General features: G+C 67.4%; 21 protein-coding genes. 12 read left to right on the forward strand and 9 right to left on the reverse strand.

Annotated features, from left to right (window positions below):
* Positions 1–248: 248 nt before the first annotated feature.
* The gene (locus ACFWUR_RS19300) at positions 249–665 is read right to left on the reverse strand and encodes a VOC family protein (protein ID WP_378908552.1); all 417 of its coding nucleotides are present in this window, start codon (positions 663–665) and stop codon (positions 249–251) included.
* 151 nt (positions 666–816) lie between these two features.
* Between ACFWUR_RS19300 and ACFWUR_RS19305 the strand changes: the two genes are divergently transcribed.
* Positions 817–1,815, forward strand: coding sequence for a sigma-70 family RNA polymerase sigma factor (locus ACFWUR_RS19305; RefSeq protein WP_378908553.1), 999 nt, complete (start codon positions 817–819; stop codon positions 1,813–1,815).
* 13 nt (positions 1,816–1,828) lie between these two features.
* On the opposite strand, the gene ACFWUR_RS19310 is transcribed toward ACFWUR_RS19305, so the two are convergent.
* Entirely contained in the window at positions 1,829–3,361 is a 1,533-nt protein-coding gene (locus tag ACFWUR_RS19310; protein ID WP_378908555.1) for an acyl-CoA synthetase, read from the reverse strand.
* Between the two features lie 21 nt (positions 3,362–3,382).
* Positions 3,383–4,420, reverse strand: coding sequence for an LLM class F420-dependent oxidoreductase (locus tag ACFWUR_RS19315; RefSeq protein ID WP_378908556.1), 1,038 nt, complete (start codon positions 4,418–4,420; stop codon positions 3,383–3,385).
* Between the two features lie 60 nt (positions 4,421–4,480).
* Between ACFWUR_RS19315 and ACFWUR_RS19320 the strand changes: the two genes are divergently transcribed.
* The 5 genes from ACFWUR_RS19320 to ACFWUR_RS19340 are packed head-to-tail and all read left to right on the forward strand — an operon-like array spanning position 4,481 to position 8,957.
* Complete coding sequence (locus tag ACFWUR_RS19320) at positions 4,481–5,446, forward strand: Zn-ribbon domain-containing OB-fold protein (protein ID WP_378908557.1); 966 nt, start codon at positions 4,481–4,483, stop codon at positions 5,444–5,446.
* A 46-nt stretch (positions 5,447–5,492) separates the two neighbouring features.
* Positions 5,493–6,488 (forward strand): thiolase domain-containing protein, encoded by a 996-nt coding sequence (locus ACFWUR_RS19325; protein ID WP_378908772.1) that lies wholly within the window; start codon positions 5,493–5,495, stop codon positions 6,486–6,488.
* Positions 6,485–7,654, forward strand: a complete 1,170-nt coding sequence (locus tag ACFWUR_RS19330) for a thiolase domain-containing protein (protein WP_378908559.1) — start codon at positions 6,485–6,487, stop codon at positions 7,652–7,654. The genes ACFWUR_RS19325 and ACFWUR_RS19330 overlap by 4 nt, the downstream gene beginning before the upstream one ends.
* Positions 7,651–8,541, forward strand: coding sequence for a TIGR03619 family F420-dependent LLM class oxidoreductase (locus tag ACFWUR_RS19335; RefSeq protein WP_378908560.1), 891 nt, complete (start codon positions 7,651–7,653; stop codon positions 8,539–8,541). Before ACFWUR_RS19330 ends, ACFWUR_RS19335 begins: the two co-directional genes overlap by 4 nt.
* Positions 8,538–8,957 carry a nuclear transport factor 2 family protein gene (locus ACFWUR_RS19340; RefSeq protein WP_378908562.1) on the forward strand — a complete coding sequence of 140 codons (420 nt, stop codon included), beginning with the start codon at positions 8,538–8,540 and terminating at the stop codon, positions 8,955–8,957. Before ACFWUR_RS19335 ends, ACFWUR_RS19340 begins: the two co-directional genes overlap by 4 nt.
* A gap of 66 nt (positions 8,958–9,023) precedes the next feature.
* On the opposite strand, the gene ACFWUR_RS19345 is transcribed toward ACFWUR_RS19340, so the two are convergent.
* Positions 9,024–10,313 carry a cytochrome P450 gene (locus tag ACFWUR_RS19345; RefSeq protein ID WP_378908563.1) on the reverse strand — a complete coding sequence of 430 codons (1,290 nt, stop codon included), beginning with the start codon at positions 10,311–10,313 and terminating at the stop codon, positions 9,024–9,026.
* 132 nt (positions 10,314–10,445) lie between these two features.
* On the opposite strand from ACFWUR_RS19345, the gene ACFWUR_RS19350 reads away from it, so the two are divergent.
* Together ACFWUR_RS19350 and ACFWUR_RS19355 are read left to right on the forward strand one after the other, a co-directional pair.
* The gene (locus tag ACFWUR_RS19350) at positions 10,446–11,609 is read left to right on the forward strand and encodes a steroid 3-ketoacyl-CoA thiolase (RefSeq protein WP_378908564.1); all 1,164 of its coding nucleotides are present in this window, start codon (positions 10,446–10,448) and stop codon (positions 11,607–11,609) included.
* A 365-nt stretch (positions 11,610–11,974) separates the two neighbouring features.
* Positions 11,975–12,391 carry a helix-turn-helix domain-containing protein gene (locus tag ACFWUR_RS19355; RefSeq protein ID WP_019044759.1) on the forward strand — a complete coding sequence of 139 codons (417 nt, stop codon included), beginning with the start codon at positions 11,975–11,977 and terminating at the stop codon, positions 12,389–12,391.
* 130 nt (positions 12,392–12,521) lie between these two features.
* On the opposite strand, the gene ACFWUR_RS19360 is transcribed toward ACFWUR_RS19355, so the two are convergent.
* From ACFWUR_RS19360 to ACFWUR_RS19380, 5 genes are all read right to left on the reverse strand, one after another.
* On the reverse strand, positions 12,522–13,556 hold the full coding sequence (locus ACFWUR_RS19360; protein ID WP_378908566.1) for a hypothetical protein: 1,035 nt from the start codon (positions 13,554–13,556) through the stop codon (positions 12,522–12,524).
* Positions 13,553–14,068 (reverse strand): ImmA/IrrE family metallo-endopeptidase, encoded by a 516-nt coding sequence (locus ACFWUR_RS19365; protein WP_378908567.1) that lies wholly within the window; start codon positions 14,066–14,068, stop codon positions 13,553–13,555. The genes ACFWUR_RS19360 and ACFWUR_RS19365 overlap by 4 nt, the downstream gene beginning before the upstream one ends.
* 11 nt (positions 14,069–14,079) lie before the next feature.
* On the reverse strand, positions 14,080–15,312 hold the full coding sequence (locus tag ACFWUR_RS19370; RefSeq protein WP_378908568.1) for a hypothetical protein: 1,233 nt from the start codon (positions 15,310–15,312) through the stop codon (positions 14,080–14,082).
* A 203-nt stretch (positions 15,313–15,515) separates the two neighbouring features.
* Positions 15,516–16,427, reverse strand: coding sequence for an SDR family oxidoreductase (locus ACFWUR_RS19375; protein ID WP_378908569.1), 912 nt, complete (start codon positions 16,425–16,427; stop codon positions 15,516–15,518).
* 343 nt (positions 16,428–16,770) lie between these two features.
* The gene (locus tag ACFWUR_RS19380) at positions 16,771–17,547 is read right to left on the reverse strand and encodes an SDR family oxidoreductase (RefSeq protein WP_378908571.1); all 777 of its coding nucleotides are present in this window, start codon (positions 17,545–17,547) and stop codon (positions 16,771–16,773) included.
* A gap of 70 nt (positions 17,548–17,617) precedes the next feature.
* Here ACFWUR_RS19380 and ACFWUR_RS19385 point away from each other — a divergent pair, with 70 nt between their 5' ends.
* Genes ACFWUR_RS19385 through ACFWUR_RS19400 form a run of 4 tightly spaced genes read left to right on the forward strand, consistent with a single transcriptional unit; the run spans position 17,618 to position 21,115 of the window.
* The gene (locus ACFWUR_RS19385) at positions 17,618–18,382 is read left to right on the forward strand and encodes an enoyl-CoA hydratase family protein (RefSeq protein WP_378908573.1); all 765 of its coding nucleotides are present in this window, start codon (positions 17,618–17,620) and stop codon (positions 18,380–18,382) included.
* Positions 18,379–19,269, forward strand: coding sequence for a CoA transferase subunit A (locus ACFWUR_RS19390; RefSeq protein WP_378908773.1), 891 nt, complete (start codon positions 18,379–18,381; stop codon positions 19,267–19,269). The genes ACFWUR_RS19385 and ACFWUR_RS19390 overlap by 4 nt, the downstream gene beginning before the upstream one ends.
* The gene (locus tag ACFWUR_RS19395) at positions 19,266–20,033 is read left to right on the forward strand and encodes a CoA-transferase subunit beta (RefSeq protein ID WP_378908574.1); all 768 of its coding nucleotides are present in this window, start codon (positions 19,266–19,268) and stop codon (positions 20,031–20,033) included. The genes ACFWUR_RS19390 and ACFWUR_RS19395 overlap by 4 nt, the downstream gene beginning before the upstream one ends.
* The gene (locus ACFWUR_RS19400; RefSeq protein WP_378908575.1) at positions 20,030–21,115 is read left to right on the forward strand and encodes an NAD(P)H-dependent flavin oxidoreductase; all 1,086 of its coding nucleotides are present in this window, start codon (positions 20,030–20,032) and stop codon (positions 21,113–21,115) included. The genes ACFWUR_RS19395 and ACFWUR_RS19400 overlap by 4 nt, the downstream gene beginning before the upstream one ends.
* Positions 21,116–21,177: the final 62 nt, after the last annotated feature.

Below are 21,177 nucleotides of genomic sequence, written 5' to 3' on the forward strand. Positions count from 1 at the left end.
TCGTAGATCACCGAGTCCGCCCCGGGGGTCTTCGGGCGGTGGTCGTCCGGCCCAGGGGCCGCGCTCGAGCGCGCCAGCGCTCCAATAAACACAGCGTCAAACCACCTGGGACCACTCAAACCCCGGCCCCCTGCCAGACAAACCCCAACCGGGCCCCAGATCCCGAGCCTCTGCCAGACAAACTCGAACCGGGACCACTCAAACCCCGGGCCTCTGCCAGACAAACCCGATCCGGCCCCCAAATCCCCCTACGCCCCCGGGTAATCCATGAAGAACGGCTCCCACTGGTGGCCATCCGGATCAATGAACGTCCGGCCGTGCATCCCGACCTGAGCCTCCTGAGCCTTCTTGTCGTCGTTCACCTCTTCAGTGGCACCCGCCGCCACAGCCGCGTCGGTCAGCGAATCAACCTCCGCCGCACTGCCAAGTGACAACGCGTAAGCAGCACCGATGGCCGCACCGGTATCAGCGATCGGACGCTTGCTGAACATGGTGAAGAAGTCCTTGGTCAGCAGCATCAGGCAGATGTTGTCGTCGACGACGATGCAGGCCGCGTTCTGATCGGTGAAATCATCGTTCACCTTCCAGCCGAGTGCCTCGTAGAAGGTCTTGGAACGGTCGAGGTCGGCGACGGGCAGGTTGATGAAGATCATCTTGGTGCTCATGGGATCAGCCTTTCGGGGGCGTCGTTGCGGTCTCGTTCATGTAGACGCGACGGTCGACGCGGATTCATCGCACGTGCGCACAAGTTCTCGGAATCGGGATAGTCCGTTTTCGCCTCTGTCGGCTGTCGGACCCCTGTGGCATCGTGAAACTATGAGCGACGCCACAACCGCGACCACCGGGCCCGACCCCGCCGTACTCGCCGAGTTCGAGACGCACCGGCGCGAGTTGTGCGCGTATGCCTACCGCATGCTCGGCTCCTCGTTCGAGGCCGAGGACGCGGTGCAGGAAACCTTCACCCGGGCCTGGCGCTCCTACGATTCCTTCGAGGGACGCGCCAGCCTGCGCTCGTGGCTGTACAAGATCGCCACCAATATCTGTCTGGACATGCTCGACCGTCCACAGAGCCGAGCCAGACCGATGGATCTCAACGGGCCGGGTCGCCCGGATTCACCGTTGCCCATGCCGCAGCCCGATTATGTGTGGATCGAGCCGATCCCGAACGCGCTGGCCTTCGGCGCCGATCCGGCCGACCACGCCTCCACCAAAGACACACTGCGCCTTGCCTTCGTCGCGGCCTGCCAGCACCTGCCCGCCACTCAACGGGCGATCCTGATCATGCGCGAGGTGCTGCGTTTCTCCGCGGGTGAGACCGCCGAGGCGCTGATGATGTCGCCGGCGTCGGTGAACAGCGCGCTGCAGCGGGCCAGGGCCACCATGTCGAAGGTGCAGCCCACTGTGGCCGACAGTTTCGACGAGTCCGATCCCGATCAGCGCAAGCTGATCGACGATTTCGTGAAGGCGTTCGAGGCCTACGACATGGACACGCTCACCACACTGCTCAAAGCCGATGTGGCGCTGTCGATGCCGCCGTTCGATCTCTGGATCTCGGGCCCGGAGAACGTGGCCGCGTTCATGCTCAGCACGGGCAGCGCGTGCCGCGATTCGCGCATGGTGCCGCTCGTCGGCGCCAACGGATCGCCGGCCTTCGGCCATTACAAGCCGAGCGAGGAGCCCGGCGTCTGGGTGCCGTGGTCGATCACGGTGCTCGAGCTCGAGGGCGACACCATCGCCGGCCTCAACTTCTTCCTCGACACCCAGCGCCTGTTCCCGCTCTTCGGGCTCGCGCCGGAGTGGCGCGAAGCCGTCTGAGCGGGAACGGTTTTCACAGCAGGCGACGCTTGTACAGCTTGCCGTTGGGGTCGCGGGGCAGCTCCGCACGGTATTCCACCGTGCGGGGCAGCTTGTACTTCGCGAGCTGACCGGCGGCGAATTCCAGGAGTTCGGCGGTGAGTTCGTCGCTGCCTTCGGTGCCCTCGACGGGCTGCACGAACGCCTTCACCTGCTGACCCCAATCCGGGTCGGGCACACCGAGCACCGCCACATCGGCCACCTTCGGATGGCTCATCAGCACACCCTCGATCTCGGCCGGGTAGATGTTCACCCCACCGGACAGGATCAGGTCCGAGCGCCGGTCGCACAGGAACAGATAGCCGTCTTCGTCGAGATAGCCGATGTCGCCGACGGTGAACAGATCACCGACGCGCGACTCCTCGGTCTTCTCCTTGGCGTGGTGGTATTCGAAGCTCGACGCGCCCATCCGCATGTAGACCAGGCCCTCTTTGCCCGCGGGCAGCTCGGTGCCGTCGGTCTCGTCGAGCACCTTGATCACCGACCAGGGCCAGGCCTTGCCCACCGATCCGGGCTTGACCAGCCACTCGGCCCCGCTGATCACGGTGCCGCCGCCCTCGGTGGCCGCGTAGTACTCGGTGACCACCGGGCCCCACCATTCGAGCATCTGCCGTTTGGTCTGCGGCGGGCACGGCGCCGCGCCGTGCACCATGCTGCGCAGCGAGGACACGTCGTAGCGGGCGCGCACGTCGTCGGGCAGGGCGAGCAGGCGATGGAACTGGGTGGGCACCATGTGGCTGTGCGTCACCTTGTGCCGCTCGATCAGCGCCAGCATGTCCTGGGCGTCCCAACGATCCATCAGAACGAGCTTGTGGCCCAACTGGATCGAGATGGTGGAGAAGTTCAGCACGGCGGTGTGGTAGAGCGGCGAACCGCAGATGTGGACGTGTTCGTCGTAGGGCGCGAGCCCGAACAGACTGAAGAAGGCCTTGTTCGGCGCGGGGACCTCATCGGGATCAGCCCCGGTCAGCGGGCGACGAACGCCCTTGGGCCGCCCCGTGGTTCCCGAGGTGTAGAGCATCGGCGCACCGACCGAACGATCCGAGGGCCTGCCGGTGTCGGCGGCGCCGAGCCACGACACCGGGCGGAAGCCGGGCACCGTGCCGACCGCGAACCGGGCGTCTTCGGGCAGTCCGGCGAGGTCGGCGGCCTCGGCGGCGGTGGCCGCGAACCGCTCGCTGGCCAGGAACGCGGCGGCGTCACTGTCGCCGAGGATGTAGGCGATCTCCGGCGCGGTCAGGTGCCAGTTCACCGCGACGATGTACAGCCCCGCCTGGTAGGCGGCGAAGTACGCGGCGATCGCCTCGACGCCGTTGTGCAGCATGCTGACCACGACGTCGCCGGTACGCAATCCGATGCCGCGTAGTCCGTTGGCGTATCGGTTGGCCAGAGTCGCCAATTCTCGATAGGTGATCTCCCTGCCGTCCGGGTCGACGACGGCGATCCGCTCGGGATCGGCCGCGGCGATATTCCACAGTCCGAGGACTTCCGTTGTCTGCTGGCTCACCCCTCGAATTTAGAACGTGTTCTACATGGTGACAAGGGGTTGGAGCCGACGCATTTGTTCGGCATCCGACACCGAGATCAGCATCATCGTCACGCCCGCGTCCTCCCATTCCTTCAGCCGGGAGCGCACATGGGCCTCGTCGCCGAAGATCGCGGTGTCGGTGATCAGCTCGTCGGGCACCGCCGCCGCGGCCTCGGCCTTGCGGCCCGCCTGGAACAGCGCGGAGATCTCGTCGACCTCGGCGCCGTAACCCATCCGCTTGTACACCTGAGCGTGGAAGTTCAGCTCGGGCGCACCCATGCCGCCGATGTAGAGCGCGCTCACCCAGCGCATCCGCTCGATCTCGCCCGCTGGATCGTCGGTGATCACCACCTGCGCGCTCGCGGCGATCTCGAAATCCGCGCGCGAGCGGCGAGCGCCCGCCCGCGCGAACCCCTCGTCGAGCCACTCGTTGTACATGCCCGCCAGTCGAGGCGCGTAGTAGATCGCGAGCCAGCCGTCGGCGATCTCCGCGGTCTGCGCGACATTCTTCGGCCCTTCCGCACCCAGCCAGATCGGCAGATCAGCGCGCAGCGGATGCACGATCGGCTTGAGCGGTTTACCGAGGCCGGTCGCGCCGGGGCCCTCGTACGGCAGGCCGTAGTGCTTGCCGTCCGAGGTCACCGGGGCGTCACGCGCGAGCACCTTGCGCACGATGTCGACGTACTCGCGCGTGCGTCGCAGCGGCTGCGCGAAGGGCTGGCCGTACCAGCCCTCCACCACCTGCGGACCGGAGACGCCGAGGCCGAGGATGGCCCGGCCGCCGCTGAGGTGGTCCAGCGTGAGCGCGTGCATCGCCGCGGCGGCGGGCGTGCGCGCCGACATCTGCGCGACCGAGGTGCCCAGCCGTACCCGCGACGTGGACGAGCCCCACCAGGCCAGTGGCGTGAAGGCATCCGAGCCCCACGACTCGGCCGCGAACACCGCGTCGAAGCCCGTTTCCTCCGCCGCGATCACCAGCTCGCCCGCGTTGGCGGGGGGCTGTGCGCCCCAGTATCCGAGTTGCAATCCGAATTTCATGATCGGCGCCCTTTCGGCGAATCCTTGCGAGCAGAATAAGAACCTGTTCTACTCGATATCGTGACCCAGGGGAATACCGCAGTGGAAGTATTGAGTGCACCCCTCAGGGTGCAGTTCGACTACACCAGGTCCGTCGGACCCATCATCGGCGCTTTTCTGACCGGACTGCGCGAACGCCGGATACTCGGCGCGCGCGGCAGCGACGGCCGAATACTCGTGCCACCGCCCGAATACGATCCGCACACCTGCGCGGCGCTGGCCGACCTGGTCGAGGTCGCGGCGACCGGCACCGTCACGTCCTGGACGTGGGTGTCCGAGCCGCTGCCCGGCCAGCCGTTCGACCGGCCGTTCGCATGGGCGCTGATCCAGCTCGACGGCGCCGACACAGCCATGTTGCACGCCCTCGACGTGGCCGACCCCGGCCAGGTCAGCACGGGAATGCGGGTCAGTGCCCGCTGGGCCGAGGAGCGCAGCGGCCGCATCCAGGACATCACCTGTTTCGAACCCGGCGAAAGCACCAGCCCCGCCGACTATTCCGAACAAGCACCGATCACCATCCTGACCACGCCCGTCGATCTCGACTACAAGCACACCGCCTCCCCCCAGGAGAGCGTCTACCTGCGCGGACTCGCCGAAGGCAAGCTCATCGGCGGCCGCTCCGAAGCGGGCGGGCGGGTGTACTTCCCGCCGCGCGGCGCCAACCCGACCGATGGCACGCCCACCGACGACCTGGTCGAGCTGCCCGACAAGGGCACGGTGACCACCTTCTGCATCGTCAACGTGCCGTTCCTCGGTCAGCGGATCAAGCCGCCGTACGTGGCCGCCTACGTGCTGCTCGACGGGGCCGACATCCCGGTCCTGCACCTGATCCTCGGCTGCGAGGCGAGCGAGGTGCGCATGGGCATGCAGGTCGAGGCGGTGTGGAAACCCCGCGAGGAATGGGGCCACACGCTCGCCAATATCGACCACTTCCGGCCCACCGGGGAGCCCGACGCTCCCTACGAGTCCTACCAGCACCACCTCTAGAGAGGCGACGTTGACCACATCAGCATCCTCCGGCAGCGACGCGAGCCTGCCCGAGATCGCGGTGGTGGGCTTCGCCCACGCACCACACGTACCCGAAACCCACGGCACCACCAACGGTGTCGAGATGCTCGTGCCGTGCTTCCAGCAGCTCTACGCCGAACTCGGCATCACCAAGTCCGATATCGACTTCTGGTGCTCGGGCTCGTCGGACTTCCTGGCCGGACGCGCGTTCTCGTTCATTTCGGCGATCGACGCGATCGGCGCGGTCCCACCGATCAACGAGTCGCACGTGGAGATGGACGCCGCATGGGCCCTCTACGAAGCGTGGGTGAAGCTGCGTTCCGGACAGGCGCAGACCGCGCTCGTGTACGGCTTCGGCAAGTCGTCGGCCGGCACGCTGCGCCAGGTGCTGACCATGCAGCTCGACCCCTACCTGGTCGCGCCGCTGTGGCCCGACGCGGTCTCGGTGGCGGGTTTGCAGGCGCGTGCCGGGCTGGATTCGGGCCGGTGGACCGAGCAGGACATGGCGGCGGTCACCGGCGGTGACCTCGGCGCACCCTATGTGGCCGACCCGCTGCGCGCCCACGACATCGCACCGATCACCGACGGTGCCGCCGCGATCGTGCTCGCGGTCGGCGACCGCGCGCGCGAGCTCTGCGAACGGCCCGCCTGGATCACCGGAATGGCGCACAACATCGACGCCCAGGCATTCGGTGGCCGCGATCTGACCCGCTCTCCCTCCACCACCAAGGCCGCCGCGGCGGCGACCGGCGGCAACACCGCCTTCGACGTCGCCGAACTGCACGCACCGTTCAGCCACCAGCAGTTGATCCTCGCGGAAGCGATCGGGCTGTCGGCGGACACGCGCATCAACCCGTCCGGCGGCGCGCTAGCCGCCAACCCGATGTTCGCGGCGGGCCTGGAACGCATCGGCTGCGCCGCCCAAGCCATCATGTCCGGCACCGCGAACCGGACTCTCGCTCATGCGACCAGCGGCCCTGCGCTGCAACAGAATCTGGTCGCCGTCATGGAGGTCAAGTGAGCTTCCCCGCCGCGGTGCTCGGCACCGGTCAAACTCATCACGTGACAAAACGTACAGACGTGTCCATGGCGGGCATGTGTCGCGAGGCCATCGATCGCGCACTCGATGACGCGGGTCTGACCATCGCCGACATCGACGCCGTCGTCGTCGGCAAGGCCCCCGATTTCTTCGAGGGCGTCATGATGCCCGAGCTGTACATGGCCGAGGCGCTCGGCGCGGCGGGCAAGCCGTTGATCCGCGTGCACACCGCGGGCTCGGTCGGCGGCTCGACCGGCGTGGTCGCCGCCAACCTGGTGCAGGGCGGGGTACACAAGCGCGTGCTCGCCATCGCCTGGGAGAAGCAGTCGGAGTCGAATGCCATGTGGGCGTTGTCGATTCCGGTCCCCTTCACCATGCCGGTCGGCGCGGGTGCGGGCGGCTACTTCGCGCCGCACGTGCGCTCCTACATCCGTCGCTCGAACGCGCCACTGCACATCGGCGCGATGGTGGCGGTGAAGGATCGGCGCAACGGCGCGAAGAACCCGCTCGCGCACCTGCATCAGCCCGACATCACCCTCGAATCGGTGCTGGCATCCCAAATGCTCTGGGACCCCATTCGTTTCGACGAGACCTGCCCGTCGTCGGACGGCGCGTGCGCCGTGGTGATCGGCGATGCCGAGGCAGCGGCGGCGGTCGAAGCCGAAGGCAAGAAGGTGGCCTGGGTACACGGCACCGCGATGCGCACCGAGCCGACCACCTTCTCCGGTCGCGACCAGGTGAATCCGCAGGCGGGCCGGGACGCGGCCGCTGCCCTGTGGCAGGCGGCCGGGATCACCGATCCGCTCGAGGAGATCGACGTCGCCGAGATCTACGTGCCGTTCTCCTGGTTCGAGCCCATGTGGCTGGAGAACCTCGGCTTCGCGGCCGAGGGCGACGGCTGGAAACTCACCGACAAGGGTGAGACGGAGATCGGCGGACGCATCCCGGTGAACCCGTCGGGCGGCGTTCTCTCGTCCAACCCGATCGGCGCCTCCGGCCTGATCCGGTTCGCCGAAGCGGCCAAGCAGGTGATGGGCCGCGCGGGCGACTACCAGGTGCCGAATGCGCGCAAGGCCCTCGGTCACGCGTACGGCGGTGGCTCCCAGTACTTTTCGATGTGGGTCGTGGGAAGCGAGCGTCCGGCATGAAATTCACCCTCGGTATCGCGCTGAGTCCGCTCGACCAGCTGACCGAGCTGGCCAAGACGGCCGAAGAATGCGGGTTCACCTCCATCGGCCTGCCCGACTCGCTGTTCTACATGAAGTCGCAGGCCGCCGACTACCCGTACACCCCCGACGGCAGCCGATTCTGGGGCCCGGAAACCCCCTGGGTCGATCCGTTGATCGCCGCCGCCACGATGGCCGCGGTGACCACGAAGCTGCGGTTCTACACCAATGTCCTCAAGCTCGGCTCCCGCAATCCGCTGCTGCTGGCCCGCCAGGTCGGCTCGATCGCCAACATGTCGGGTAACCGTTTCGGCTTCGGCGTGGGAATCGGCTGGGCTCCTGAGGAATTCGAGTGGTGTGGGGTGCCCTACGCTCGCCGTGGCGCCAGGGTCGATGAGATGATCGAGATCATCAAGCTGGTCCTCGACGGAGGCATGGTCGATTTCCACGGCGAGTTCTTCGATTTCGACGAGTTGCAGATGAGTCCAGCGCCCAGCGAGCGGGTGCCGTTCTACATCGGCGGCCACACCGCGCCCGCGCTTCGCCGCGCCGCCCGCATCGGTGACGGTTGGACCTCGGCGATGATGAAGTTCGAGCAACTGGAAACCACCATCGCCACCCTGCGCGACCTGCGCGCCGAATACGGCCGGGCAGCAGAACCTTTCGAGATCCAAGCGGTGTGCATCGACCGCTACGGCCGTGACGGCTACCAGGATCTCGCCGACGCGGGCGTCACCGACACCATCGTGGTGCCCTGGCTCTCCGACGGCATCGGCTTCGACGGCGAACTCGCCGCCAAGCAGGACTCCCTGCGCCGCTTCGCCGAGAAATACATCGCCGACCCCATCATCGCGAAGGGAACGCCATGACCGACACCGCAGTCGAGAACTCCGCGCGCGCCGCCGGCCTGGCGTCGCAGGCCGCGGTGCGGGCCAAGGACCGCGCCGCCTGGGTCGCCCTGTTCGCCGAGGACGGCATCGTCGAAGACCCGGTCGGTCCTTCGGGTTTCGATCCCGAGGGCGTGGGCCACCGCGGACACGAGGCCATCGGCGCCTTCTGGGACAAGGCCATCGCGATGACCGAATCCATCGAATTCCGCTTCGAGGATTCCTTCGCCTGCGGCAACGAGATCGCCTTCACCGGCCTGATCCGCACAACCATCGCGGGCCACGTCATCGATGCCGAGGGCGTGTTCACCTACAAGGTCGATGCCGACGGAAAGATCGCAGCACTGCGTGCCTTCTGGGAGGTCGACCGCGCGGTCGCGACCACCCGCTCGGTATAGGTGAAGCAGTAGACGCGAGAACGGCCCGGGACCTTTCGGTCCCGGGCCGTTTGTCGCTGTCGGTGACTAGTGCGCGACGGGGCAGCCGGCGGGCTTGTAATCGACCGGCAGCTCCTTGATCCCATTGAGCCACCCTGAACGCAGACGTTTCGGATCGCCGATCTGCGTGATATCGGGCAGATGATCAGCAATCGCGTTGAAGATCAGATCCACCTCGAGCCGAGCCAGGTTCGCGCCGACGCAGAAGTGAGCACCGGTGCCGCCGAAGGCCAGGTGTTGGTTGTCGGCGCGGGTGATGTCGAACTTCTCCGGGTTCTCGAAAACCTCTTCGTCGAAGTTTGCCGAGCGGTACAGCATGACCAGGCGCTGGCCCTTCTTGATCTGTACCCCGCCCAGCTCGGTGTCCTCGAGCGCGGTGCGCTGGAAGGAGGTGACCGGGGTGGCCCAGCGGATGATCTCGTCCGCCGCGGTGGCCGGGCGCTCCTTCTTGAACAACTCCCACTGGTCGGGGTTCTCCATGAAGGCGATCATGCCGTGGGTGATGGCGTTGCGGGTCGTCTCGTTGCCCGCGACGGCCAAGACGATCACGAAGAAGCCGAACTCCTCCGGCGTGAGGTGCTCGCCGTCGACATCGGCCTCGATCAACGTGGTCACCAGATCGTCGGCAGGACAGGCCTTCCTGGCCTCGGCCATCTGATAGGCGTAGCCGAGGATCTCCATCGACGCGGCGACCGGATCGGCCGTGCTGTCCGGATCGTCGTAGCTGGTCATGTCGTTGGACCAGTCGAAGACCTTCATCCGGTCCTCCTGCGGCACACCGATCAGTTCGGCGATCGCCTGCAGCGGCAGCTCACACGCCACCTGGGTGACGAAGTCACCGCTGCCGGACTCGAGGGCTCGCTTCACAATGCCTTCGGCGCGGGCCGAGAGTTCGGCACGCAGGCCGTTGATCGCGCGCGGGGTGAAACCCTTGGCGATCAGCTTGCGCAGCTTGGTGTGCTCGGGGGCGTCCTTGTTCAGCAGAACGAAGCGCTGCAGTTCGATCTGCTCGCGCTGGATGTCGTCGCTGAAGCGCGGGATCGCGGTGTTCTCGTAGGTCGAGAACACATCGCTGCGCCGCGAGACCTCTTTGACATCGGCGTGCTTGCTCACCACCCAGAAGCCGTCGTCGTGGAAACCGCCGACCTCGGGCGACTGCTCGTTCCACCAGATCGGGGCCGTACGACGCAGCTCGGCGAACTCCTCGGCCGGAATCCGCTCGGCGTAGATGGCCGGGTCGGTAACGTCGAACCCGTCCGGCAGGTTCGGCCGGGCACCCGTCACAGGGCCGGCGTGTTCGGTGCTCGGATCTACCACCAGATGTCTCCTTCGACAAACTGAAACACGTTCTACAATCATTCAAGCACAGGGGTTGCCGCGACGGAAGAACCTCGCGGTTTTACCCTGAAGACAAGATCAGAACCTGTTGCAGTTATGAGGGAGATTCAGATGGGCACACCCGTGATCGTCGAGGCCGTGCGTACCCCGATCGGCAAACGACGAGGGCAGCTTGCGGGCCTGCATGCCGCCGAACTGCTCGGCCTGGCCCAGCGTGGACTACTCGACCGGGCAGGCTTGGACCCCGCCGAGGTCGAGCAGGTGATCGGCGGCTGCGTCACCCAGGCGGGCGAGCAGTCCAACAACGTCACCCGGGTCGCCTGGCTGCACGCGGGCCTGCCCTGGCAGACCGGCGCCACCACGATCGACGCCCAGTGCGGTTCGGCCCAGCAGGCCAACCATCTCGTCGCGGGCCTCATCGCCACCGGCGCGATCGACGTGGGCATCGCGTGTGGCGTCGAGGCGATGAGCCGGGTGCCGCTCGGCGCCAACGTCGGCACCGAGGCGGGCACGCGACGGCCCGCCTCGTGGTCGATCGATCTGCCCGATCAGTTCGGCGCCGCCGAGCGCATCGCCCGCAGGCGCGGGATCACCCGGGCCGACATCGACGAATTCGGCCTGCGCTCACAGCAATTGGCAGCCGCCGCGTGGGCCGAGGGCCGCTACGACCGCGAGGTGCTTGCGGTCTCGGCGCCGGTACTCGACAGCGAGGGCGTGGCCACCGGCGAGAAGGTGGAAGTCGTGCGCGATCAGGGACTGCGCGCGACCACCCGCGAAGGCCTCGCAGCGCTGAAACCGGTCATGGCCGACGGCATCCATACCGCCGGTACCTCGTCGCAGATCTCCGACGGCGCCGCCGCGGTGCTGCTGATGGACGAAACCGTCGCGCGCCGACAGGGTTTGCGCCCACGCGCCCGGATCCGCACCCAGGTGCTCGTCGGCGCCGAACCGGAGTTCCATCTCGACGGTCCGGTGCAGGCGTGCACCCGACTTCTCGAGCGCTCCGGAATGACGATTGGCGATATCGATCTATTCGAGATCAACGAAGCATTCGCGTCGGTTGCACTTTCTTGGGCTGCCGTACATCAACCTGACATGCAACGGGTAAATGTCAACGGCGGCGCGATCGCAATCGGGCATCCTGTCGGCTCCACCGGCTCCCGTTTGATCACAACAGCGTTGCATGAGCTCGAACGCACAGGTCAGGGCACTGCCATGGTGCTGATGTGCGCCGGCGGCGCACTCGCGACCGGGACGATCATCGAACGCCTGTAGACTGGGCATCATCGAAACCGGGCGCCCAGGTTGAACATTCATCCCAGGGCGCCCGGAACGTGTCGTACGCCACAAAGTCACGGGGGCCAGGGGGATGATGAGATGTCAGCTATCTTTGGGCTATCATGCCTTGCCGAGGAAAGAACCCCGCGACGGGCACGAACCCGGACACCCTCCCGCTCCACAAGAGTCGTTGGCGTAACCCGCAAACGCGACCGCCGCCGCCCCTGCACGCAGGTGAGCGTCGGAAATCGCAGAGAAATCCTGAATCAGGCGTAGGTTTTCAGTTACTGAGCCGCTAATATCAATGATACGTATCCGAGATAACGACTGTTAGTACAGTGAAGGGAATTGGGCGGCTCACAATGGCTGATTTCGCGGCGCGGCTGAACAAGCTGTTCGAAACCGTGCATCCCCCGGGGCGCAAGCCGCACACCAACGCAGAGGTTGCGGCTGCACTGACTGCCTCCGGGCATCCGATCTCGAAGCCGTATCTCTCGCAGTTGCGGTCGGGACAACGTACAAATCCGTCCGATGAGACGGTGGCCGCCCTGGCGAAGTTCTTCAAGGTCAAGCCTGACTACTTCTTCAACGATATCTACGCGGCCAAGATCGATCACGACCTGGAGCTGCTCGCGCAGCTGCAGGGTTACGGACTTCGTCGACTGTCGAGTAGGGCATTCGATCTGTCCGAAGAATCACAGAATCTACTCACCTCCATGGCGGAGAAGTTGCGGGCCAGCGAAGGCTTGCCCGAAATCCCTCCGGACGGAACAGAATAGGATCCACACAGCGGCCGGCCTGACGCACCTGATGGTGTCCTGGGTGCGGCCGTAGAACATCGGATACGCAGACAACGGGCCTGAGACGGTGTAACCCACCAGCTCAGGCCCGTTTTCTGTGGTCCGCCGGTCAGCTCGACGAGGTGGCGTTCTGCGGTGTCGCCTTCGCGGCCGCCACCGCGCTCTCGTACTCTTTCGCGAGCGTGAGCACCCAACCACGGGGACTCATTCCGGGCGGCGGTGCGATCCAGCGCGCATCGACGAACAACTCTCCCAAGGGATTTCGCGCCCACTCGGCCACCACCGCGGCCCGCTGCGGCACCGAGGTCGGCGGCTCACCGGCCGCCGGGATGACGATGCCGCTGCCCGAGAGCAGATAGAGCGCGTCCATCACCTGCGCCATGTGATCGGATGCCTTGAGTTGGGCCGAGGTGGCATTCTGCTCGGGCGCGACCACCTCGGGGAACCGGCCGACCATCAGCTGGTGCAGCGGGCGGATCCGGCGCAGCAGCGTCTTGGCTCGCCACCACAGCTCGATCACGATCGACACGGCACCGAGCGCGATCAGCAACGCGGCGATCTCCCACGCGGCCCATCCCCACAGCGGCTCACCGGGCGGTGTCGGTTCGGCGTGCTGGAGGGCGCGGCCCACATTGGCGACGGCGAGCACCGCGACCAGGGCGGTGCCCGTGATGTAGATCGCGATGCCGCGGCCGAGGATGGTCCAGTCCAGGTTGCGCAGACCGGTGGTCACGATGAACACCGCGCCGAGCGCGACCATGACCCACCCGAAGGTGAACGACCACGCCAGGGTGATCGCGATCGCCACCGCGCCGATGCCGTACACGACCATCGCGACCTGGCGCAGGTTGCGCCGCGAGACCACCGGCCACGCGGCCGAGGCGACCACCGAGGTGGCCGCGGTGAACAGGATCCAGGCGGAGATGACGATGCCGGTGGACAGCCAGCCGCTGTGCACGCCGCCCTTCATCACGTTGTCGATGGCCACCGCCATCTCGGGAATCGCGACGGTGACCGCGAGCGCCACGGCGGCGACCGCCACGACGATGGCCACGCGGGCGGTCGTCGCGGGCTTCACCAGCACGCGACCCACTCGCGCACCCGCGGCAACCCAGACCAGCAGGGCTGTCAACCAGAGTGTCATCCGAGTGCCTCATCGAATCGAAGGACCGAGACGCCTGCGCCCCGGTTGCTGAATACGCGCAGTCGGGTCATGAGCATGGCCGCGAAGGTCTCGGCTTCCCATTCGGCGAGGTCGTCTCCGCCGTCGTCGACGATCTGCGCGTGGGCGCGCTGGCTGAGCATGTAGGCGATCAGGTCGTCGCTGACCTCGAGGGTCGTCTCCACCGCGGGGGCGCCCTCGTGGTCGAAGACGATGTGGCCGAGTTCGTGCGCGAGGGTGTGATCGCGACTCGGCAGGGAGTCGGCGAGCACGATGATGTCGCGCTCGGGGTAGAACCGGCGCTGACCGCACACGCCGGGGCCGAGGTTGGCGCTGGTGATCTCGATTTCGCGTTGCCGCTCCAACGAGATGGCGTGCACCACCTCGTCGAGGCTGGTGGCGTCGGAGTCCGCGGCCACCGCGCACACCGCGTCGACAGCGGCGGCGACGCGGCGATAGGACCGGGAGGTGCTCTGGGTCTTGCTCTTGGTCATCGAAGATCCCCTCACGACCTCGGTCCGAAGAACTCGGCACGCGCCGCGTTCACCCGCGCTTGGGCTGCCGCGGCACCTTGGAAACTCACTGCGCCCGAGCCGGTTCCGGCCAGCGTGAGCGCGATCAGGCCGCCGATCACCGACAGGAGTTCGGGCTCGGGCAGGCCGCTGTTGTCACTGGTCGGCGTCACCTCGTGGTTCGGCTTGGCCGCAGGCACCGGTGCGGCCGCGGCGGCCGGTGGGGCCGGAGCCTCGGCCGCGGGCGGGGCCGCCGCCGGAACAGGAGCTGCCACAACCACATTCGGCAGTGCCGGGGTCGACGGCGCGGCCGGCGACGGCGGGAGCGCGATCGACGGAAGCGCGGGCGCGGCCGGGGCCGAGGGGATCGGGATCAGGAGTAACAGCAGCGGCGAAGCCGATCCGACGGCCGCCGAACCCACCGCGGCGGAACCGACCGCGGCCGATCCCGCGCCCGCCGAACCTACCGCCGCCGATCCGGCAGCGGCGGAACCGACTGCGGCGGAACCTGTTCCGAGCACCGCGGACCCCGCGCCGAGCGCGGCCGAACCGGTGCCGGCGGCTGCTGAGCCGACGACGGCCGAGCCGGTACCGAGGACCGCCGCGGCAGCCGCCGAACCAGTGCCGAGCACCGCGGCGGCGCCCGCCGAACCGGTGCCGAGAACGGCTGCCGCGCCCGCGGAGCCCGTGCCGAGGACCACGCCGAGACCCGCCGAACCGGTGCCGAGGAGAACGCCGAGACCTGCTGAACCGGTGCCGAGGACCGCGCCTGCCGCTGCCGAGCCCGCGCCTGCCGCGGCGGAGCCGACGGCAGCCGAACCGGAGAGCGGGCCCGCTACGTCTTTCTTGGGGATGTCGTCGCGCGACTGTCCGGGAATGGTGAGGGGCGTCCATTCACCTTCGTCGGAGACCGGGGCACCGGACTGCGGGGAACCCGGCTCGGCGGGCGCAGGGGCCTGACCGCCGCCGCCGTTGCCCTGGTTCTGGCCTTGGCCATTACCTTGACCGGGCAGGCTCAGCTCACCGGGTGCGGGGGTGGGAGTGCTCTGACCACCCTTGTCCCCGCCACTACCGTTGCCCTGCCCGCTGCTCCCGCTACCGGGTGCCTGCGCGGCAGGTGTGGGCGGCTTCTCCGGCGCGGCCATGGCGACCGCGGGGCCTAAGAGCGCACAACCGGCCAGCACACTCGCAGCGGCAAATACGCGCAACATGCGACCAATGGCCATGCGCTAGATCATCCCCTTTAGTTTTTCAGCGCAGAATTACCCCCGGTCGCGACACATTCCGGGATCGACGAACAGTAGCCCATAGTAAACCCACCCCTCGAGGCCCGCAGCGGAGCACAAGAGTCGTCCAGCCCACTGAACGTGCGTGACATGCCATAAGTGCAGGCCGGGGACTTTTCCCCGACCGCACACCGCAAAGTTTGCTATGCGCCGTACACCGGCTCCGGCGGAGTACTCTTCTCGATCAGCTCTTTGACGACCGGACCCAGCTCGGCGGGGCTCCAGCGGGCGCCACGATCGACCGGAGTGCCATGGAGCCAGCCCTGCGCCAGCGCGACCTTTCCGCCCTCCACCTCGAACATCCGGCCGGTCACCCCGGCGGATTCGGCGCTGCCCAGCCACACGACCAACGGCGAGATGTTCTCCGGAGCCATCGCGTCGAAGCCCGCGTCGGGGGCGGCCATGGTGTCGGCGAAGACCGTCTCGGTCATCCGGGTGCGGGCGGCGGGCGCGATCGCGTTCACGGTCACGCCGTAGCGGCCGAACTCGGCCGACGCGGTCAGTGTGAGACCCGCGATACCCGCCTTGGCCGCGCCGTAGTTGCCTTGACCGACACTGCCCTGCAGACCCGCACCGGAGCTGGTGTTGATCACCCTCGCGTCCACCGGACGACCCGCCTTCGACTCCGCCCGCCAATACTCGGCCGCATGGCGCATCGTGGCGAAATGACCCTTGAGATGCACGCGCACCACGGCATCCCACTCGTCTTCGCCGAGGTTGACCAGCATGCGGTCGCGCACGAAGCCGGCGTTGTTGACCAGTACGTCCAGCCCGCCGAAGGTATCGACGGCCTGGCGAACGAGCCTGCGCGCGCCCTCCCAGTCGGCGACGTCGTCGTAGTTGGCGACAGCCTCGCCACCGGCGGCGACGATCTCGTCGACTACCTGCTGTGCGGGGGTTTCCGTGGTCGCCGCACCGTCGAGTGCGGTGCCGACATCGTTGACCACTACGCGAGCGCCCGCCGCGGCGAAGGCGAGGGCGTGGGCGCGACCGATTCCGCGGCCCGCGCCGGTGACGATTACGGTCCGGCCTGCACAAATTGGCTGGTCATCCATGCTGCACTCCTGTGTTTATTTGCGGCTGGCGCCGCGGGATTTTCGGCCCGGGGGGCCTCACATCCGAAGGGCGATACTGCGCCTTCGGCGGTCCGTCTCGCCCTTCGGATGCGAGGCGGCCGAAAATCGTGGTGGCTAGGTGGGGTGGGTGGCGTTAGTTGCGGCGGGTGGGGAAGGTCAGTCGCGAGACGGGGTCTGGACTGATGTTCACTTCGGCGACTGGTTATTTGTGGTGGCGACTGCTGATCTTGGCGACTGTTGTCGTGTTGTGTGTGTCGTATCGGCGACTGGTGTCCGTGGTGGCGACTGGCGTTCTTGGCGGAGACGGTGTCGTGAGGGTGGGCTAGTGGGTCGCGTTGGCGGCGTCCAGGAAGGCGGGGCGTTCGCCGCCGCCGTGGACCAGCAGGGCGGCGCCGGTGATGTGGGCGGCCAGGGGTGAGGCCAGGAAGAGGGCGGCGTTGCCGACGTCGGCGGGGTTGGCTAGGCGGCCGAGTGGAACGGTTTTCGCTACGGCGGCTACTCCGTCGGCGTCGCCGTAGTGCAGGTGGCTGAGTTCGGTTTCCACCGGGCCGACCACGACGGAGTTGAGGCGAACTTTCGGGGCCCACTCGACGGCCAGCGAGGAGACCAGGTTGTCCAGGCCCGCCTTGGCGGCACCGTAGGCGGCGGTGCCGGGCGAGGGCCGATGACCGCTGACGCTGGTGATCATCACGATCGAGCCGCCGGTGTCCTGCTTCTGCATCAGCGCGTTTCCCTGCTGGGAGATCAGCAGGGGCGCGAGCAGGTTCAGCTCCACGATCTTGGCGTGAAATTTGGGACTCGCGGCGTCGGCCATCGCGAACGGCGCACCACCGGCGTTGTTCACCACGTGGTCGATCCGGCCGTGCCTGGCGAGGATCTCGGCGTACATGGCCGAGACCGCGTCGACGTCACGCACATCGCAGGTGAGATGTTCGGTGCCGCGACCCCCGACCGTGATCGGTTCGTCGGCCGGTCTGCGCGCGCAGGTGAGCACCGTCGCGCCCGCGGCGAGGAAGGCCCGGCTGATCCCGGCGCCGACGCCGCGCACACCGCCTGTCACCAGAACGATCTGCTCGGAAAGGTCGATTTCTACAGCCACCGTGTTAACCTACCAAGCAATTGCTTGCTTTGTCTCGGGTTCGCCGAGGCGTGCACGAGGAGACATCGCGATGGGGATAAACCGTCACACCGAAGCCGACGGCGTAGAGGTCGTCACTGTCGACTATCCGCCGGTCAACGCCCTGCCCTCGGACGGCTGGTTCGCGCTGGCCGAGGCCGTCCGGGCCGCGGGCCGTGACCAGCGGACCCGGGTGGTCGTGCTGCGCGCGGAAGGCCGCGGATTCAACGCGGGCGTCGACATCAAGGAGATGAACGCCGACGTCGGCCATACCGCGCTGATCCGCGCCAACCACGGCTGCTTCGAGGCCTTCGCCGCGGTCTACGACTGCGAGGTACCCGTGGTCACCGCGGTGAACGGCTTCTGCCTCGGCGGCGGCATCGGCCTGGTCGGCAACTCCGATGTGATCGTCGCCTCCGACGACGCCACCTTCGGCCTGCCCGAAGTGGACCGTGGCGCGCTCGGCGCCGCCACGCATCTGGCCCGGCTGGTCCCCCAGCACCTGATGCGCACCATGTTCTACACCGCGGGCAAGCTCACCGCCCAGCAGCTGCACCACTTCGGTTCGGTGTACAAGGTCGTGCCGAGAGCCGAACTCGACGCCGCCGCGATGGACGTGGCCAAGAACATCGCGAACAAGGACGGCCGCGTGATCCGGGCCGCCAAGCGAGCGCTCAACGGTATCGACGTGCAGGACGTGCACCGCTCCTACCGCTACGAACAGGGCTTCACGATGGAGCTCAACCTCGCCGGGGTCGCCGACGAGATCAGGGCGCGCTTCGACGACGATCTCGCCGCGCAGAAGAAGGAGAGCTGAGCGCCATGCGCGACAAGAGAATGACCCTCGACGAGGTGGTCGGCGAGCTGCGCAGCGGCATGACCATCGGGATCGGCGGCTGGGGTTCACGCCGCAAGCCGATGGCGTTGGTGCGCGCGCTGCTGCGCTCCGATGTCACCGACCTGACCGTGGTCACCTACGGCGGCCCCGACCTGGGCCTGCTGTGCTCGGCGGGCAAGGTCCGCAAGGCGTACTACGGATTCGTGTCGCTGGATTCGGCGCCGTTCTACGACCCGTGGTTCGCCAAGGCACGCACCGAGGGCGCGATCACCGTGCGCGAGATGGACGAGGGCATGGTGAAGTGCGGGCTGCAAGCGGCCGCGGCGCGACTGCCGTTCCTGCCGATTCGAGCCGGACTCGGATCGGCGGTGCTCGACTTCTGGGAGGGCGAGCTGAAAACCGTCCCGTCGCCGTATCCCGCCGCCGACGGTCGCGTCGAAACTCTGATCGCGATGCCGGCACTGAATCTCGACGCCTCGTTCGTGCACCTGGACCTGGCCGACAAGCACGGCAACGCGGCCTACACGGGCGTCGATCCGTACTTCGACGATCTGTACTGCCTGGCAGCGCAACGTCGCTACGTCTCGGTGGATCGCATCGTCGAGACCGAGGAACTGGTGAAAGCCGTTCCGCAGCAAGCGATCATCCTCAACCGCATGCTGGTCGACGGCGTGGTCGAGTCGCCGGGCGGCGCGCACTTCACCTTCGCGGGCGGCTACGGGCGCGACGAGAAGTTTCAGAAGCACTATGTGGCCGCCGCGAAGACGCCGGAGTCGTGGGCCGAGTTCAAGGCTCGCTACCTCGATGTCTCCGAGGACGAATACCAGTCCGCCGTCGCCACTTTCGCCGAGGAGTCGAAGCTATGAGTTCCGCAGTGCACGCCGGGTCGATCACCCGTGCCGAGGTCTGTGTCGTCGCGGCGGCGGAGATCTTCCGCGGGGCGGGCGAGATCATGGCGAGTCCGATGTCGACGATCACCACCATCGGCGCGCGGCTGGCCCGGCTCACCTTCGAGCCCGATCTGCTGCTGTCCGACGGTGAGGCGCTGTTCTTCGCCGAGGTGCCCGCGATCGGCGCGAAAGCTCCGGTCGAGGGCTGGATTCCGTTCTCGCGGGTGTTCGATGTGGTCGCCTCCGGCCGTCGGCACGTGGTGATGGGCGCCAATCAGCTCGACCGGTTCGGCAACCAGAACCTGTCGGCCTTCGGCCCGCTCCAGCAGCCGTCGCGGCAGATGTTCGGTGTGCGTGGCGCGCCCGGCAACACCATCAACCACGCGACCAGCTACTTCGTGCCGAGGCACAACAACCGGGTGTTCGTCGAGAAGGTCGACATCATCTCCGGAATCGGTTACGACAGGATCGATCCCGAGAACCCGGCCTACCGCTTCCATCACCTGCACCGCGTGGTGTCCAACCTGGGCGTGTTCGACTTCAACGGCCCCGACCACACCCTGCGCGCACTGTCGCTGCACCCCGGCGTGAGCGCGGACGAGGTCGCCGAGAACACCTCGTTCGAGATCGCCGAGCTGGGCGCGGCGGGCGAGACCAGGTTGCCCACCGAGGAAGAGCTGCGGATCATCCGAACCGTGCTCGACCCCAAGGGGTTCCGCGACAAGGAAGTAGCGGCATGAGCGGGCGGCTGCGCACCCCCCTGACCGAGCTGGTGGGGATCGAACATCCCATCGTGCAGACCGGCATGGGCTGGGTCGCCGGGCCGCGCCTGGTCGCGGCCACCGCCAACGCGGGCGGACTGGGCATTCTGGCCTCGGCGACGATGACTTTCGAGGAGCTGGAAGCGGCGGTCGCCAAGACCAAGTCGCTCACCGACAAGCCCTTCGGCGTGAACATCCGCGCCGACGCCACCGACGCCGGCGAGCGCATCGAACTGCTCATCCGCGAGCAGGTGCGGGTCGCGTCGTTCGCGCTGGCGCCGAAGAAGGAACTCATCGCCCGGCTCAAAGATGCCGGTGTCGTGGTTGTTCCGTCGATCGGTGCGGCCAAGCACGCGGTGAAGGTGGCCTCGTGGGGCGCCGACGCGGTGATCGTGCAGGGCGGTGAGGGTGGTGGGCACACCGGTCCGGTCGCCACCACGCTGCTGCTGCCCTCGGTCCTCGACGCCGTCGACATCCCCGTGATCGCGGCGGGTGGATTCTTCGACGGTCGCGGTCTCGCCGCCGCGCTGTCCTACGGTGCGGCGGGCGTCGCGATGGGCACCCGTTTCCTGCTCACCCAGGAGAGCACCGTCCCCGAGGCCGTGAAGCAGGAGTACCTGGCTCGCGGCCTGCAGGACACCGTGGTGTCGGTGAAGGTCGACGGCATGCCGCACCGGATGCTCAACACCGAACTGGTGACCAAGCTCGAGCACTCCGGTGGCTGGCGCGGTCTTTCGGCGGCGGTGTCGAACGCGGCCAAGTTCAAGTCGATGACCGGCATGAAGTGGTCGACCCTCGCCCGCGACGGCCTGGCGATGCGAAAGACCAAGGACCTCAGCTGGTCTCAGGTCGTGATGGCCGCGAATTCGGCGATGCTGACCAAGGCCGGTCTCGTGGAGGGTCGCACGGACGCAGGCGTGCTGCCCGCGGGCCAGGTCACCGGCATCATCGACAGCCTGCCGACCGTGGCCGAGTTGATCGACCAGATCGTTGCCGACGCGGTCGCCCGGATCGCCGCGATCGGCGCGTTGACCAGCGAGCCCGCCGCCGAAACTCACTGACCGATCGAACCCCCCGACTCGACGGCCTGGAGCGTCCGTCGAGTTCGCCGGGTGACAGAGCG

The organism is Nocardia sp. NPDC058633 (assembly GCF_042717045.1).
In the GTDB taxonomy this organism is placed as follows: Bacteria; Actinomycetota; Actinomycetes; order Mycobacteriales; family Mycobacteriaceae; genus Nocardia.